15 protein-coding genes are annotated in these 14,937 nt (G+C 60.8%); 10 read left to right on the top strand and 5 right to left on the bottom strand.

All coding sequences use genetic code 11. The annotated features are described in order from the left end of the window. The first annotated feature begins 54 nt into the window (after positions 1 to 54). Together AC07N8_RS02050 and AC07N8_RS02055 are read left to right on the top strand one after the other, a co-directional pair. A complete protein-coding gene (locus AC07N8_RS02050; RefSeq protein WP_493142390.1) occupies positions 55 to 942 on the top strand; it encodes an MBL fold metallo-hydrolase in 888 nt (295 codons plus the stop codon). Positions 943 to 1,050: 108 nt separating this feature from the next. Beyond that, complete coding sequence (locus AC07N8_RS02055; RefSeq protein WP_493142394.1) at positions 1,051 to 1,665, top strand: NAD(P)-dependent oxidoreductase; 615 nt, start codon at positions 1,051 to 1,053, stop codon at positions 1,663 to 1,665. Between the two features lie 95 nt (positions 1,666 to 1,760). On the opposite strand, the gene AC07N8_RS02060 is transcribed toward AC07N8_RS02055, so the two are convergent. Continuing rightward, positions 1,761 to 2,642: a LysR substrate-binding domain-containing protein gene (locus AC07N8_RS02060; protein ID WP_493142396.1), complete on the bottom strand. Its 882-nt coding sequence runs from the start codon at positions 2,640 to 2,642 to the stop codon at positions 1,761 to 1,763. Positions 2,643 to 2,803: 161 nt separating this feature from the next. On the opposite strand from AC07N8_RS02060, the gene AC07N8_RS02065 reads away from it, so the two are divergent. From AC07N8_RS02065 to AC07N8_RS02090, 6 genes are all read left to right on the top strand, one after another. Further along, positions 2,804 to 4,441, top strand: coding sequence for a 5-guanidino-2-oxopentanoate decarboxylase (locus AC07N8_RS02065; RefSeq protein ID WP_483841834.1), 1,638 nt, complete (start codon positions 2,804 to 2,806; stop codon positions 4,439 to 4,441). Further along, positions 4,438 to 5,886, top strand: coding sequence for an aldehyde dehydrogenase family protein (locus AC07N8_RS02070; RefSeq protein WP_493142399.1), 1,449 nt, complete (start codon positions 4,438 to 4,440; stop codon positions 5,884 to 5,886). The genes AC07N8_RS02065 and AC07N8_RS02070 overlap by 4 nt, the downstream gene beginning before the upstream one ends. A 217-nt stretch (positions 5,887 to 6,103) precedes the next feature. After that, the gene (locus AC07N8_RS02075) at positions 6,104 to 7,207 is read left to right on the top strand and encodes an ABC transporter substrate-binding protein (RefSeq protein ID WP_493142401.1); all 1,104 of its coding nucleotides are present in this window, start codon (positions 6,104 to 6,106) and stop codon (positions 7,205 to 7,207) included. A gap of 192 nt (positions 7,208 to 7,399) precedes the next feature. Next, positions 7,400 to 8,308, top strand: a complete 909-nt coding sequence (locus tag AC07N8_RS02080; protein WP_493142403.1) for an ABC transporter permease — start codon at positions 7,400 to 7,402, stop codon at positions 8,306 to 8,308. After that, positions 8,305 to 9,153 carry an ABC transporter permease gene (locus tag AC07N8_RS02085; protein ID WP_123432993.1) on the top strand — a complete coding sequence of 283 codons (849 nt, stop codon included), beginning with the start codon at positions 8,305 to 8,307 and terminating at the stop codon, positions 9,151 to 9,153. The genes AC07N8_RS02080 and AC07N8_RS02085 overlap by 4 nt, the downstream gene beginning before the upstream one ends. Before the next feature lie 17 nt (positions 9,154 to 9,170). Continuing rightward, complete coding sequence (locus AC07N8_RS02090; protein WP_483841830.1) at positions 9,171 to 10,226, top strand: ABC transporter ATP-binding protein; 1,056 nt, start codon at positions 9,171 to 9,173, stop codon at positions 10,224 to 10,226. 114 nt (positions 10,227 to 10,340) lie between these two features. On the opposite strand, the gene AC07N8_RS02095 is transcribed toward AC07N8_RS02090, so the two are convergent. Then, positions 10,341 to 11,270 (bottom strand): AraC family transcriptional regulator, encoded by a 930-nt coding sequence (locus AC07N8_RS02095; protein ID WP_483841829.1) that lies wholly within the window; start codon positions 11,268 to 11,270, stop codon positions 10,341 to 10,343. A 335-nt stretch (positions 11,271 to 11,605) separates the two neighbouring features. Between AC07N8_RS02095 and AC07N8_RS02100 the strand changes: the two genes are divergently transcribed. Then, on the top strand, positions 11,606 to 11,959 hold the full coding sequence (locus AC07N8_RS02100; RefSeq protein WP_483841828.1) for an antibiotic biosynthesis monooxygenase family protein: 354 nt from the start codon (positions 11,606 to 11,608) through the stop codon (positions 11,957 to 11,959). A 41-nt stretch (positions 11,960 to 12,000) separates the two neighbouring features. Further along, a complete protein-coding gene (locus AC07N8_RS02105; protein WP_483841827.1) occupies positions 12,001 to 12,231 on the top strand; it encodes a hypothetical protein in 231 nt (76 codons plus the stop codon). A gap of 1 nt (position 12,232) precedes the next feature. On the opposite strand, the gene AC07N8_RS02110 is transcribed toward AC07N8_RS02105, so the two are convergent. From AC07N8_RS02110 to AC07N8_RS02120, 3 genes are all read right to left on the bottom strand, one after another. Then, positions 12,233 to 12,862 carry a flavin reductase family protein gene (locus AC07N8_RS02110; RefSeq protein WP_493142406.1) on the bottom strand — a complete coding sequence of 210 codons (630 nt, stop codon included), beginning with the start codon at positions 12,860 to 12,862 and terminating at the stop codon, positions 12,233 to 12,235. 132 nt (positions 12,863 to 12,994) lie between these two features. After that, entirely contained in the window at positions 12,995 to 13,186 is a 192-nt protein-coding gene (locus tag AC07N8_RS02115; RefSeq protein WP_483841825.1) for a hypothetical protein, read from the bottom strand. 251 nt (positions 13,187 to 13,437) lie between these two features. Then, positions 13,438 to 14,757 (bottom strand): MFS transporter, encoded by a 1,320-nt coding sequence (locus tag AC07N8_RS02120; protein WP_483841824.1) that lies wholly within the window; start codon positions 14,755 to 14,757, stop codon positions 13,438 to 13,440. Positions 14,758 to 14,937: the final 180 nt, after the last annotated feature.

Here is a 14,937-nt window from a genome sequence, read left to right on the forward strand (position 1 = left end):
GCAACTAAGCTCCCTCCCATCGCCAAGCACGGCATTCGGATTACGGAGCAACAGATGATCGGTTTCACCACCCTCAAGCGTATTTTGCTGGCCAGCGCCGCCCTCGGTTTCGCGGCCCATGCAGCGGCGGCCTCGACCTTGACCCTGGATGTCTACAACCCCGGCGACAAGGCGATTTTCCCGGTGACGTCGGTGCTGGTCAGCGGTGAGAAAGAAGCGATTCTGGTGGATGCGCAGTTCGGCAAATCCCAAGCCGAACAAGTGGTCGAGAAAATCCGCGCCAGCGGCAAGCAACTGACCACTATCTACATCAGCCACGGCGACCCGGATTACTACTTCGGCCTCGACACCCTGACTGCCGCGTTCCCCAACGCCAAAGTGCTGGCCTCGCAGCCGACCGTGGACCACATCAAGCACACCGTCGACGGCAAACTGGCGTTCTGGGGCCCGAAAATGGGCGCGGACGTGCCGGCGAAAACCATCGTGCCGCAGGTGCTCAAGGGCGACAGCCTGATACTGGAAGGTCAGAAATTGCAGGTGGTGGGACTGGACGGCAAGCAGCCGGATCGCACCTTCGTCTGGATTCCGTCGATCAAAGCGGTCGTCGGTGGGGTGGTCGTGGCAGAAAACATTCACGTCTGGATGGCCGACACGCAAACCCCGCAGTCCCACGCCGATTGGTTGACTACGCTGCACTCCATCGAAACCTTGAAACCGAACACGATCGTGCCGGGTCATTACCTCGGTGACAGCGCCCGCTCGTTGGCGGCTGTGCGGTTCACCGCGGATTACATCAAGGCGTTCGACGAAGAGACCGCCAAGGCCAAGGATTCCACCGCACTGATCGCCGCGATGAAAAAACGCTTCCCGACACTGGGCGAAGAAAGCTCGCTGGAGCTGAGCGCCAAAGTCGCCAAGGGCGAAATGAAGTGGGGTGAATGAGGTAGCGGGATAACGGATGCCTGTGGCGAGGGAGCAAGCTCCCTCGCCACAAAAGTTTCACTGGTCAAACAATCAGCGCACCACAGCTGTATCCAACTGGAGAACGTCATGAGCAAAATCGCAATCATCGGGGCCACTGGCCGCGCCGGCAGCCAATTGCTGGAAGAAGCCCTGCGTCGTGGTCACAGCGTCACCGCCATTGCCCGCGACACGTCGAAGATCGGCCAGCGTGCCGGTGTGGTCAGCAAGAATGTCGATGCCCTTGATGGCGAAGCGTTGCAAGCCGCTGTGGCGGGTCATGACGTGGTCATCAGCGCCGCGCATTTCTCGACGCTGCCCGCCGCTGCCGTGATCGGGCCGGTGAAAAAGGCCGGGGTGAAACGCCTGCTGGTGGTCGGCGGTGCCGGCTCCTTGTTGTTGCCGGATGGAACCCGCGTCATCGACAGCGAGGGCTTTCCCGAGGCGTACAAAGCCGAGGCGGGTGCCGGTGCTGTGTTCCTTGAGAACCTGCGTCAGGAAAAGGACCTGGACTGGACCTTCCTGTCACCGTCGGCGGAGTTTGTCGAAGGTGAACGCACGGGTGTGTTCCGGATCGGCCAGGACGATTTGCTGGTGAGCCGAGAAGGGCGCAGTTGGATCACGTTTGCCGATTATGCGATTGCGCTGATCGATGAAGTGGAAGTGCCGAAGCACTCCCGCCAGCGGTTCGCAGTAGGCTACTGACGCACTGAACCCTTGTGGGAGCGAGCTGTGGCGAGGGGGCTTGCCCCCTCGCCTCAGATCGCTCCCACAGGGGACCGCATCAAGATTTTAGGGGTTTAGCGCGCTTGAGCCTGCTCTACCAGCCACCCCAACAATTCCTGCAACTTCGGCGAAGGTGCCGGCTTGTGCGGCAAAACCAGGTAATACGCCAGCCCGGTCTTCACCTTCAATTCAAACGGCATCACCAGCCGTCCGGCGCTCAAGTCATCGCCAATCAACGACCAGTCGCCAATCGCCACCCCCGTCCCCTGTGACGCCATCGACATTGCCAAATCCAGCGTTTCGAAATGCTGGCCCTTGCCGACATTGCTCAAGTGAACATTGGCCGTGGCCAGCCAGGCTTTCCAGTCCCGCTCATCACGGGTGGGGTGCAGCAGCATGTGCCGCTGAAGGTCTTCCGGGGTCTGCAACGGCACCGGGCCTTCAAGCAGCGGTTTGGAACAGACCGGCGTCAATATTTCTTCGAACAGGCGTTGCGACGCCAACGTGCTGTCCGGTGGCACGCCGTACATCACTGCCGCATCGAACTGCTCACGGTGAAAATCCACACCGTGCTTGACCGTAGTGGTCAGTTCCACCGGCACGTCCGGACGCTCCCGTTGCCACTGCAAAAGACGCGGCAACAGCCAGCGCATCACGCAGGTGGGCGCCTTGAGTTGCAAGGTTTCGCGCTTCTCGCCGATCTGCTCCACGGCCTCATCGATCAAGCCGAAAATCTGCTGCACCCGTGGCAGCCATTCCCGCCCTTCGGCCGTCAGGTCGAGGCCGCGAGCCTGGCGGATGAACAGCTCATAACCGAGGTGATCTTCCAGCCCGGCGATCTGCCGGCTCACCGCGCCTTGGGTGATGTGCAGCTGTTCGGCGGCCCGGGTGAAGTTGCAGCACTGCGCGGTAATCAGAAAAGTGTGCAGCGCCGGCAGGGGAGGCAGTCGTTTCATTGGGATCCAAGGTATGACGTGAGGACATGGCTAGTATGACTTTTTATCCATTGTTGCGGCTACGTGTCGCCCGTTCCAATGAGGCCATCCCTGGACCTGCCCACTCATCATAAACACTGCGCAGGCCCGGCGTCTCAAACGAACAAGAAGGGCAAAACACAATGGCGACGTGCGGCGAAGTATTGGTCAAGTTACTCGAAGATTACGGGGTTGAGCAGGTGTTCGGCATTCCCGGGGTTCATACCGTGGAGCTGTATCGCGGGCTGGCCCGTTCGAGCATCAACCACGTCACTCCGCGTCACGAACAGGGCGCCGGTTTCATGGCCGACGGTTATGCACGCACCAGCGGCAAACCGGGTGTGTGCTTCATCATCACCGGCCCAGGCATGACCAACATCACCACGGCGATGGGTCAGGCTTACGCCGATTCGATCCCGATGCTGGTGATCTCCAGCGTGCAATCGCGCAGCCAGTTGGGCGGCGGTCGCGGCAAGTTGCATGAACTGCCGAACCAGGGCGCATTGGTCGCCGGTGTCGCGGCGTTCTCCCACACCTTGATGTCGGCCGCCGAATTGCCGGGCGTGCTGGCCCGTGCCTTTGCGCTGTTCCAGGCCGGCCGTCCGCGTCCGGTGCACATCGAAATTCCGTTGGACGTACTGGTTGAAGAAGCCGATGACCTGCTGACCAGCGTACCGGTGAACATCGACCGCGCCGGTGCATCGCCATCCGCCGTTTCGCGTATGACCGAGTTGCTGGCCGGCGCCAAGCGTCCGCTGATTCTCGCCGGTGGCGGTGCCATCGATGCCGCTGCCGAATTGACTGAACTCGCTGAATTGCTTGATGCGCCGGTGGCCCTGACCATCAACGCCAAAGGCATGCTCGAATCCAATCACCCGCTGCTGATCGGCTCGACCCAAAGCCTGGTCGCGACCCGCGCTCTGGTGGCCGAAGCCGACGTGGTATTGGCGATCGGCACCGAGCTGGCCGAGACCGACTACGACGTCACCTTCGCCGGTGGTTTCGAAATTCCGGGCCAACTGTTGCGCGTGGACATCGACCCGGACCAGACCGTGCGCAACTACCCGCCGCACGTGGCGCTGGTGTCCGACTCGCGCAACGCCGCCCAGGCCTTGCTCAGCGCGCTGTCCCACAAGTCGCTGGCCGAGCGCCGCAACGATTGGGGCCAGGTGCGTGCCGCTCGTTTGCGTGAAGAACTGAACGAGGGCTGGGATGCCCCGACACTGGCGCAAACGCGCTTCCTCGAGACCGTGCTGCACGAGCTGCCAGACGCGGTGTTTGTCGGCGATTCGACCCAACCTGTCTACACCGGCAACCTGACCTTCAACCCCGAGCGCCCGCGTCGCTGGTTCAACTCGTCCACCGGTTACGGCACCTTGGGTTACGCCTTGCCGGCAGCGATTGGCGCCTGGCTCGGTGGCAGCGTCGAGGGCGGTTCGCGTCCTCCGGTGGTGTGCCTGATCGGTGACGGCGGCCTGCAATTCACCCTGCCGGAACTGGCCAGCGCCGTTGAAGCGCGCACCCCGGTGATCGTGCTGCTGTGGAATAACCAGGGCTACGAAGAGATCAAGAAATACATGGTCAACCGCGCCATCGAGCCAGTCGGCGTGGACATCTACACCCCGGACTTCATCGGCGTGGCCAAGGCCTTGGGCTGCGCGGCGGAAGCCATCAGCGGCGTCGAGCAACTGCGCACCGCACTGCGTGCTGCGGCGGATCGCCAAGGCCCGTCCCTGATTGAAATCGATCAGACCCAGTGGATGAAGGCGGTGTCGAAATGAGTTTTCCAACCACGCTCGACGGTCTGTTCATCAACGGCCAATGGTCGGCCGGCAACGAACACTTGCGCGTGATCAACCCGGCGACCGAAGCCTTGTTGACCACCGTCAATGGCGGCGATGCACAGTCTGTCGATCACGCGGTGAGCGCGGCGACCGCTGCGTTTGCCGACTGGTCGAAAACCAGCGGTGCCGAGCGCGGCGCGATCCTGCGCAAAATCGCCGTGGGCGTGCAGGCCGGTCGCGAACAGTTGATGCATGTGCAGTCGAGCAACAATGGCAAGCCGTTGTTCGAAGCGGCCATCGATGTCGACGACGTGATCGCTACGTTCGAGTATTACGCCGGTCTGGCCGAAGGCCTCGACGCTAAACAAGACAGCGCCGTTGAATTGCCTAGCGACGATTTCAGCGCGCGCCTGCGCCGCGAACCGGCCGGTGTGGTCGGCCTGATCGTGCCGTGGAATTTCCCGATGGTCACCACCGCGTGGAAACTCGCCCCGGCCCTGGCTGCCGGTTGCTGCGTGGTGCTGAAGCCTTCTGAAGTGACCCCGCTGCCGGAACTGGAGCTGGCGTCGATCATCGCTGACGCCGGTTTGCCAGCCGGCGTCTTCAACCTGGTGTGCGGCACCGGTCTGGCCGTTGGCGCGCCGCTGTCGGCGGATTCGCGCATCGCCAAGATCTCCTTCACCGGCAGCAACGCGGTGGGCGTGCAGGTCATGCAACGCGCGGCGGAAACCGTCAAAGGCGTGAGCCTGGAACTGGGCGGTAAATCGTCGCTGCTGGTGCTGGCCGATGCCGACCTTGATCTGGCAGTAGAAGTGGCCTGTGGCGGTGGTTTCTTCAACGCAGGGCAAATGTGTTCCGCCACCAGCCGCGTGCTGGTCGCCGATGAACTGGCGGATGAATTCCTGTTGCGCCTGAAGGCGCGCGCCGAAGCCATTCGCGTGGCCGACCCGTTCGACCCGGCGGTGGAGATGGGCGCACTGGTCAATCAGGCGCAATACCAGCGTGTACTGGGCCACATCGATCGTGGTTTGAGTGCCGGCGCCAAGCTGATCTGTGGTGGCAATCGTCCAGCCGACCTGCCGCGCGGTTATTTTTTGCAGCCGACAATCTTCACCGAAGTGCCCCTCGACAGTGCGCTGTGGTGTGAAGAGATTTTTGGCCCGGTGATCTGCGTGCGCAGTTTTGCCACCGAAGCCGAGGCGATTGCCCTGGCCAACGACAGCCAGTTCGGCCTGGTGGCCAGCGTGGTCACGCGCAATGCCGAGGCCGCTGATCGGGTCGCCAACGCCTTGCAGGCGGGCCTTGTGTGGATCAACGCGCCGCAGGTGATCTTTCCGCAAACCGCGTGGGGCGGCTACAAGCAAAGCAGCATCGGCCGCGAGTTAGGGCCTTGGGGCTTGCAGGCGTTCCAGGAAATCAAACACGTGATTCGGGCCGTCTGAGGGCACGAAAAAGGTGAGCGCATGCCTCGAAAGGAGGCATGCGCTGGCGTCATGGCTTCGATGAGTTTTTATCGATAGTCAGGTGTTTTACACGACCTCAGGATGAACTTGCTGGCTCAGCCAAACCCCCGAAAATACGGGGGCTAATGCTGGTCCGGTCGCGCGGATGCAACAGTTTCGACCTGCCTTATACCTACAAAAACAAAGGGAGTCCGTAATGGGCGAACATGATCTGAACAGACGTCAATTCATCAAGACCGTGGGCGTAGCCTCGGTAGCTGCGGCCGCCATGAGCATGCCGTTCATCAAGGCCAATGCCAGCGACACACGCTTTGCCGGCAAGACCCTGCGTTTGCTGACCTGGTCCGATGACACTGGCCTGGCAGCCCTGCGCAACATCGCCGCGACCTTCGAAGACAAGTACGGCTGCAAAGTCATCGCCGACCGCACCGGCAGTACCTCGGAAATGGTCGCCAAACTCAAGGCCGGCGGTGATCGTCCGCAGTACGACATCATCACCCTGGCCGGCGTCGGCGCCGAAGGTCTGGCCGCCGCCAACCTGCTGGAAAAACCCGACCTCAACCGCATCCCGAACCTGGTCGACGTACCGGAAAAATACCGCACCGGCGCCAATGGCCACGGCATCGGTTACCTGCTCTGGTGCAACAGCCTCGTCTACAGCACCCGCACCCAGAAAGAAGCGCCGACTAGCTATGCTGCCCTCTGGGACCCGGAGCTGGCACCGAACATCTTCCTGCCGCCGCCGAACTGGACCGAGGCCATGGACCTGATCATCATCGCCGCCAAACTGGCCGGTGGTGACGAACACAACATTGAGCCGGGCTTCAAGAAACTCGCCGAGCTGAAAGACCGCGTGGTCACCCTGGGTGAAAACCCGAACCAGATCGCCGAGTTGTTCCGCACCGGTTCCCTGGACATGGGCGGCCTGTACGCACCGGCATTCTTCCCGAAACAGATCCGCGACCCGGCCTACGGCTTGAGCGCAACCTTCGGCATGAAGGAAGGTTTCTACACCGACTTGATGCAATCGGTCATGCCGAAGAACCGTCCGGGCGACACCGACATGGCGTACGCCTTCATCAACCACTCTCTGGACCCGCTGGTGCAGGGCAAGATGGCTGAAGACATCTACAACGGCCCGGTCAACGCCAAGGCGATCATCTCCGCCGAAGCGCGCAAGAGCCCGTTCATCCTCACGCCAGAGCAGATTGCCGAGAAGGCGATCATGCACGACAACGCCTTCCTGGCCACCGTGCATGACCAATGGATTCGTCGCTACACGGAAATCTTTTCTTCCTGATTGAGTGACAACCAAAAGTCTTTAGAACACTGCCCCCCCCTGTGGGAGCGAGCCTGCTCGCGAATGCGTCGGCACATCCAGCATCGATGTGACTGACACACCGCTTTCGCGAGCAGGCTCGCTCCCACAAGGGGAGCAGGGTGGTTCAAGGACTGTGTTTGTCAGCTGCTTTCCATTGACGAGACCCTTGCTATGGAACACCAACCTCTGACTCATCCGGTAAGTGTCGCCCCCGAGCGTGCGCAACGGGGTGTTTCGCCGACGACCCGCGCCTGGTTTTTCCTGTCGCCGTCGATGCTGTTTCTGGGTGTGCTGATCGCCGCCAGCCTGCTGGTCCTGCGCATGAGTGTGGGCACCAAGGGCGCGGAATGGACCGGGTTCAGCCTGGCCAGTTACGCCCAATTGCTCGAACCGTATTACCTCAAATCCTTGCTGCTGACCCTGCGTCTGGCACTGATCAGTGCAGTGATCGCCGTAGTCCTGGCGATCCCGGTGGCCTACACCATGTCGCGACTGAGCTCACCGTTCGTGCGCCGGGTGTTCCTTGCTGCGGTGCTGTTGCCGTTGCTGGTCAACCTGCTGCTGCAAAGCTACGGCTGGCTGGTGATCCTCGGCCCGGGCGGCATGCTCAATCAGGCGTTGATGGGCCTTGGTCTGATCAAGCGCCCGATCATGCTGCTCTACAACCAGAACGGCGTATTGATGGGCCTGGTGCAAACCGCGTTCCCACTCGCGGTGTTGCCAATCGCCAGCGCCATGCGCGGCGTCGCCCGTACTTACGAAGAAGCCGCCGCGACCCTGGGCGCCAGTCGCTTCCAGGTGTTCCGCCAGGTGGTGTTGCCGATGAGCATGCCCGGGATCATCACCGGCGCGACGTTGGTGTTCGCCTACAACGCCAGCAGCTTCGTGGTGCCGTTGCTGCTCGGTGGTCGACGCGTGCCGATGCTGGCGGTGATGGTCCATGACCAGATCGCCCCGCTGATGAACTGGCCCGCGGCCTCCGCTGCCGGTGTGGTGCTGATTGTCACCACGCTCGCGATCATGACTTTGTCCGAATACATCACTGGCCGCCGTCGGCGCATGCTGGAGGCTTCGCAATGAGTACCCTGACCAAGAAACGTTATGGGCTGCTGCCGGGCGAAACCGGCAAGTTCGCCGGCATCCTCTCGGGCTTCATCCTGTTGCTGGCGGTGTTGCCGATCCTGACCATGATCGTGATGTCGTTCAGCGGTTCGTCGAACCTCGACTTTCCGCCGAGCAGCTACAGCCTGCAATGGTACAAAGCGGCCTGGCACACCTTCGTCTCGCCGGACGGCAACGACGTGCTGAGCCTGGGCAAGGCCATGACCACCAGCCTGATGGTCGCGTGCCTGACCATGGTTTTCGCCACGATCATCGCGGTGCCGGCGTCTTACGCGCTGACCCGTTGCGAGTTCCGTGGCAAAGCCGTGGCGTTGCAACTGATGTCGCTGCCGTTGGTGTTTCCGATGGTGGTGTTGGGCCTTGCGTTGCTGCTGGTGTTCGACAGCCTGCCGTTCCAGATGACCACCTCGCGACTGGTGATTGCCCACGTGATCCTGGCGTTGCCGTTCGTGGTGAAAAACTGCACCGCGGCGATGCTGTCCATCGGTAGCGAAGTCGAGGAGGCCGCGCAAATGCTCGGTGCTTCGCCGACCCGGGCGATTGTCGATGTGGTGGTGCCGTTGATGAAATCGGGGATTCTGGCGGGTGCGCTGCTGGCGTTCATCGTCTCGTTCAACGAATTCACCGTGACCTACTTCCTCTACACCATCGACGTCATGACCGTGCCGATCTGGATGTACAGCCGCACCGTGTCTTCGCTCGACCCTACCGTTTTCTCGTTTGCCGTGCTGATTGTGTTGATCGACTTTGTCCTGATTTGGGCGCTCGAAAAACTGGTCGGTGAAGGTGGCGTTTCGTTCTGATTCTTGAGGTGATTCACATGTCTGGTCTGATTCTGGAAAACGTCGAGAAACACTACGGCTCGGCCTGCGCGGTAAAGGATGTAAACCTGCATTTGCCCGAGGGCAAACTGGTGTGTTTTCTCGGCCCGTCGGGCTGCGGTAAAACCACGTTGCTGCGGATGATCGCCGGCCTCGAAACCCTCACCGGCGGCGAGATTCGCCTGGACGGTGAGGACATCGGCCACACCCCGGCGCATCAGCGCAATTTCGGCATGGTGTTTCAATCACTGGCCTTGTTCCCGCACATGACCGTGGGGGAGAACATCGCTTATCCACTGAAACTGCGTGGCGTCAGCAAGGCTGATCAGCAGGCGCGGGTGGTGGAATTGCTGGAGCTGATCCAGCTGCAGGAAATGATTGATCGCCCGGTGGCCAAACTCTCCGGCGGTCAGCGTCAGCGCGTGGCGATTGCCCGGGCGATTGCTTCGCGACCAAAAATCCTGCTGCTGGATGAGCCGCTGTCAGCGCTGGACGCCAAGCTGCGCGAATCGATGCAGGTGGAAATCCGTCAGCTGCAACAGCGCCTGAACATCACCACGATCATGGTGACCCACGATCAGCGTGAGGCGATGACCATGGCCGATATCGTCGTGGTATTGGGTGAACACCGTGTGCAGCAAGTCGGCACGCCGATTGAGATCTACCGCCACCCGGCCAACGAATTTGTCGCGGACTTTATCGGTTCCGGCAACATCTTCCCGGCCACGGCGCTGGGCAATGGCAAGGTCGGTTTGCCGGGTGGCGATGCACTGGAAGTGCCGATCTGCAGCAGCATTGTGGTCGGCGAGAAAGTGAAAATGCTGATTCGCCCGGAAGACCTGCAACTGTCGCACCCGCAGGCAACGGCGGGGAATCGTTTGCTGGGCACGGTGACGTTCGTGCGTGATATCGGCGCGACGATTGAAACCACCGTGGAGTGTTCCGGGGTGTCGTTTACGGCGCTGAGCACGCCGTGCCAGGGGTTTGGGTTGAGCATTGGCAACCCGGTGTCGGTGACGTTGCCGGCTGAGGCTTGCCGCGTACTCGGTGCCTGACTGACTGGCCCCTTCGCGAGCAGGCTCGCTCCCACAGGGTTCTGGTGTACACCGGTCCATTGTGGGAGCGAGCCTGCTCGCGAAAGGGCCGGCAAAGCCAGCACAAAAATCAGATCAAACCGACAACCGCAACCGCGCCAAATCCCTTAACGGCGGCGCCCCAAACAGCCGGCTGTATTCGCGGCTGAACTGCGAAGGGCTTTCATACCCCACCCGATACCCCGCCGCTGAAGCCTCCAATCCCTCAGCCAGCATCAACCGCCGCGCTTCCTGCAACCGCAGCTGCTTCTGATACTGCAACGGACTCATGGCCGTCATCGCCTTGAACCGGTGATGCAACGTCGACACGCTCAGGTTCACTTCCTTCGCCAGATCATCAATCCGCAGCGGCTGCTCATAGTTGCCGTTCAGCCATTGGATCGCCTGGCTGATGCGGTGGCTCTGGCTGTTGGCGATCGCAATCTCATACAACCGATGCCCCTGCGGGCTGCGCAACAACCGATAAAGAATTTCCCGACGAATCAGCGGCGCGAGCATGGCGATGTCTTTTGGCGTGTCGAGCAAACGTGCCAGACGCAGCACAGCGTCGAGCATGGCGCTGTCGACCCGCTCGACATACAGGCCACGGCCGGTGGGGCGGGTCGGCACACCTAAAGGTCCGGCATCGGCAATCAGCGCAGTGATTTCCGCAGGGTCGATGTCCAGCCGCACTGAGAGGATCGGTTCTTCAGAGGTGACGTTGACGATCCGTCCGCTCAGGGGCATCGAGACCGAGACCACCAGGTAATGCAGCGGGTCGTAATTGAAGTATTCGTCCGCCAGCCGCACCTCTTTGCGCCCCTGCGCCATGATGCACAAGGCCGGTTGCGCGAGCACCGGGGCGAAGTCGTGGGACTTGCTGTGTTTGGCCATGAACAGTGAGCCGACGGCGGTCTCATAATTGCCATCATCCGTTGTATAGCGACGGATGATAGCGGCCAGTTCCGCGCGCTGTTTCTCCATCTCGGCATCCAGCGGGGCTTGAAAATGATCGAGTGACGACATGCAAGGCATCCTCGGAGGGGCTTGAGTAATGGGCTCAGCTTATGTTTGTGCAAGACGAAGCGGTAGACACATCCTGCCTCAACCTTGCCTGATTCTGCACGGGGTGATTTAACGGCGCCTCTAGCATTGGGCAGCCCCCGCAAAACTTGCTTGAAAGCCCTGTTTCATTGACCTGAAAGCCCTGTGCCGGGTGATGCGGGTTTTTTGCGACCCGCGCAGGATTGTGCAACAAGCCGGCAGGAATTGACTAACCGCGCTGGCGGGTGCGCGATTAACCTTTGATCCTGTCGCAGCCCGTCCCACGGCTGCCACTCGAGTACCTGGGAGGGTTGAACATGTCTACGCAGATCCCCGTCAGTCATATGGCTTTTGTCCGTGCCCACGCCGGGCGTTCGGTGGAACTCGGTGCGCGCCTGAGCGCCCTGATCGAGCCGACGCGCAATGCACCGGGTTGCCTGAGCTTTAGCCTGCAACAATCGCAGTGCGATGCCGAGTTGTGGCTGGTGTCCGGTTTCTGGATCAACCAGCAGGCCATGACCGCGTACTTCAGCACCCCGGCGATGGAAGTGTTTGCCGAGTTGGTGCAGGACCTGGTGGTCAACAGCCTGGATTTCCACACCTTCAAGGAAGTGTCGGCCGCCCAGGCGCTGGGGCAGACCCAGTCGTGGGTACACAAAATGGCGGGTTGAGGGTTTAATGAGCGCATTCTCAACCAGCCAGGATCCGCGACATGGCACGTAAAGCCTTTGAACACTTCGAAGCCGTTTCCGCAGTAGTACCGGGTGAGGGTGGATACCACGCCGCCATCGCCGTCAAAGCCCTGGGTGGTGCGGGCGCACCGCGTTTCCACAAAGTCCTCGAAGACCAGATCTTCAAGACAGCCAACGAGGCCGATCTGGCCGCCGCCAAAGAGCTGACCCGCCTCAAGGACGTCAAGGAAAACACCGACCTGCTGTGGTGAGTTACCTCTTCGCCCCCGGGCGATACATCTTGAACAACGCCTCTGGCCCCAGCTGAAAATAGTCCGCTGGCCCGCCGCCGCGCAGAAGCGGTTCTGCCGCGGCGGTGTCGTAGACGCCATCCTTCAACAGCCATTTGGCAATATGCACGGCGACCACTTCGCCGAGAATCAGCCAGCTCGGCACCACATTCCCGTCCGCGCGTTGCAACTGGATGATCTGAGTGACCTTGCATTCGAAGGACACCGGGCTTTCCGCGACCCGTGGCACCTGAATGATTGTCGAGGCGGCGGGGGTTAACCCGGACAACTCGAATTCATTCACTTCTGGCCCGACCATCGCACAGCTCTGGTTTATCTGCTCGGCCAACGGGCGAGTGGCGAGGTTCCAGGCGAACTCGCCGGTCTGTTCGATGTTATTCAGGCTGTCTTTGCGCCCGATACTGGAAAAACCAATGATCGGCGGAATGTAGTTGAACGCGTTGAAGAAACTGTACGGCGCCAGGTTCAAGCGGCCGTTGGCATCCTGCGAGGAAATCCAGCCGATAGGGCGCGGGCCGACGATGGCGTTGAACGGATCGTGGGGCAGGCCGTGGCCGTTGGCGGGTTCGTAATAGTGGATGTCGTCGGGCATGAGGTTCATTCCAGGAGCTCTCGTGAGACGACCATGGTGCAAGGCCGAGCCAATAATTTCCAGCAATGAGATTCCAATGTGGGCGAGCCTGCTCGCTCCCACAGGGTTTTGTGTTGGGTTTTGCTGGCGTGATCAGCCGATCGCTTCGGCGGTGCCGGTTTTGTCGAAACCGTCAGCGGCGTAGCTGTCAGAGTGGGTGCGTTCGATGGAGGCGCTGGCGCCGTGCTCGTAGGACGCCGAGCCGGTTTTGTCATAGCCATCGGCGGCGAACGTGTTAGCGGCCAGTACGGAAAGCATCAGGAGCAGGAACAGACGGATTTTCATGACGGTCACTCCAAAGGTGGATGAGTCAGACACCTTCAGGGTCGGCGGAGTGCATTAACCGGTGATTAATCGATTGGCTGCCTTGAGTGACAGATTTTTCATCAAGTGATGAATGGGTGCACAGAACCGAGGTGCGGCCTTCGCGAGCAGGCTCGCTCCCACATTTGACCGCATTCTCATGAAAGAACCCGGTCAGTGTGGGAGCGAGCCTGCTCGCGAAGAGGCCAGTAAAGCCACCCTCAATCCAGCGATCAGTCAGTCTCGATCCGCGAATGCTTGCGGGTGTCTTTCATGGTCACATACACCAGCAACGACACCGCAATACACGCCGTCACATACCAGTAATACCCGGTTTCCATGCCAATGCTCTTGAACCACAGCGCGATGTATTCCGCCGTACCGCCGAAGATCGACACCGTCAGGGCGTAAGGCAAGCCAACCCCCAGTGCACGAATTTCAGTCGGGAACAGTTCGGCCTTCACCACGGCATTGATCGAGGTGTAGCCGCTGACGATGATCAGCGCCGCCATGATCAGGAAGAACGCGCCCCACCAGGTTTGAACGGTGTGCAGCGTGGTCAGGATCGGCACGGTGAACAGCGTGCCCAGAATGCCGAAGGCAATCAGGATCGGCCGACGACCGACTTTATCCGACAGCCCGCCGATGATCGGTTGCAGGCACATGAACAGGAACAGCGTCGCCGCGGAAATAGTGGTCGAGTCGGAGATGCTCATGCCGACCGTGTTCACCAGGTATTTCTGCATGTAGGTGGTGTAGGTGTAGAACGCCAGGGTGCCGCCCATGGTCAGGCCGACCACGGTCATCAGTTCCTTGGGGTGGCGCATCAAGGTGCGCATTGCGCTTTCCTTGGCCTTTTCTTTCTTGGTGAAGGACTCGGTTTCTTCCATGCCACGACGCAGGTACAGCGCGACCACGGCACACAGCGCGCCGATGGCAAACGGGATGCGCCAGCCCCAGGCGTACAGCTCTTCGGTAGTCAGCACTTGCTGCAACACGATCAGCACCGCCAGGGCGATGAGCTGGCCGGAGATCAGGGTCACGTACTGGAAGCTGGAGTAGAAACCGCGACGATCCTTGGTCGCCATCTCGCTGAGGTACGTCGCCGAGGTGCCGTACTCGCCACCGACTGACAGGCCTTGCAGCAGACGGGCGAAAATCAGCAGGATCGGTGCGCCGATGCCAATGGTTTCATAACCCGGGCTCAGGGCGATCAGCAGCGAGCCGAAACACATCAGGTACACCGAAGCCATCAGCGCTTTCTTGCGGCCGGCCTTGTCGGCGTAGAGGCCCATCAGCCAGCCACCGATCGGGCGCATCAGGAAGCCCACGGCGAAGATCGCGGCGGTGTTCAGCAGTTGGGCGGTGGTGTCGCCTTTGGGGAAAAAGGCCTTGGCGAAGTACAGGGAGAAGGCGGCGTAGACGTACCAGTCGTACCACTCGACCATGTTGCCGACGGAGCCGCTGAAAATCGATTTGATGCGACTGGCAGTGGTTCTTTCTTTAGCCGGCACGGCAGCCGACCCAAGGGGCAGGGCGTTGGAGTTATCCATTGAAGGATCCTTCATTTAATTGTTTTTGTGGAGCGCGTTGAAACGCAGCCTGCTGGGGCTATAGCAGGAGGTGTGCCAAGGGGGGAGAGGGGCGGTTTAGAGGGGTTTTGACGGCTGGATGAGCGGAAATCCGCTTATTCTGGATTGGGTGTGAGCGGAAAATTGCTTATGTGGTCATGG

The sequence above is a fragment of the Pseudomonas sp. GW821-FHT10C09 genome (assembly GCF_059415465.1).

Bases quoted from the DNA above. Each gene is read 5' to 3' on its own strand.
- AC07N8_RS02070 (WP_493142399.1), top strand. From the start codon at position 4,438: ATGAGTTTTCCAACCACGCTCGACGGTCTGTTCATCAACGGCCAATGG.
- AC07N8_RS02085 (WP_123432993.1), top strand. From the start codon at position 8,305: ATGAGTACCCTGACCAAGAAACGTTATGGGCTGCTGCCGGGCGAAACC.
- AC07N8_RS02075 (WP_493142401.1), top strand. From the start codon at position 6,104: ATGGGCGAACATGATCTGAACAGACGTCAATTCATCAAGACCGTGGGC.
- AC07N8_RS02105 (WP_483841827.1), top strand. From the start codon at position 12,001: ATGGCACGTAAAGCCTTTGAACACTTCGAAGCCGTTTCCGCAGTAGTA.
- AC07N8_RS02095 (WP_483841829.1), bottom strand. From the start codon at position 11,270: ATGTCGTCACTCGATCATTTTCAAGCCCCGCTGGATGCCGAGATGGAG.
- AC07N8_RS02080 (WP_493142403.1), top strand. From the start codon at position 7,400: ATGGAACACCAACCTCTGACTCATCCGGTAAGTGTCGCCCCCGAGCGT.
- AC07N8_RS02115 (WP_483841825.1), bottom strand. From the start codon at position 13,186: ATGAAAATCCGTCTGTTCCTGCTCCTGATGCTTTCCGTACTGGCCGCT.
- AC07N8_RS02050 (WP_493142390.1), top strand. From the start codon at position 55: ATGATCGGTTTCACCACCCTCAAGCGTATTTTGCTGGCCAGCGCCGCC.
- AC07N8_RS02090 (WP_483841830.1), top strand. From the start codon at position 9,171: ATGTCTGGTCTGATTCTGGAAAACGTCGAGAAACACTACGGCTCGGCC.
- AC07N8_RS02120 (WP_483841824.1), bottom strand. From the start codon at position 14,757: ATGGATAACTCCAACGCCCTGCCCCTTGGGTCGGCTGCCGTGCCGGCT.
- AC07N8_RS02100 (WP_483841828.1), top strand. From the start codon at position 11,606: ATGTCTACGCAGATCCCCGTCAGTCATATGGCTTTTGTCCGTGCCCAC.
- AC07N8_RS02060 (WP_493142396.1), bottom strand. From the start codon at position 2,642: ATGAAACGACTGCCTCCCCTGCCGGCGCTGCACACTTTTCTGATTACC.
- AC07N8_RS02055 (WP_493142394.1), top strand. From the start codon at position 1,051: ATGAGCAAAATCGCAATCATCGGGGCCACTGGCCGCGCCGGCAGCCAA.
- AC07N8_RS02110 (WP_493142406.1), bottom strand. From the start codon at position 12,862: ATGCCCGACGACATCCACTATTACGAACCCGCCAACGGCCACGGCCTG.
- AC07N8_RS02065 (WP_483841834.1), top strand. From the start codon at position 2,804: ATGGCGACGTGCGGCGAAGTATTGGTCAAGTTACTCGAAGATTACGGG.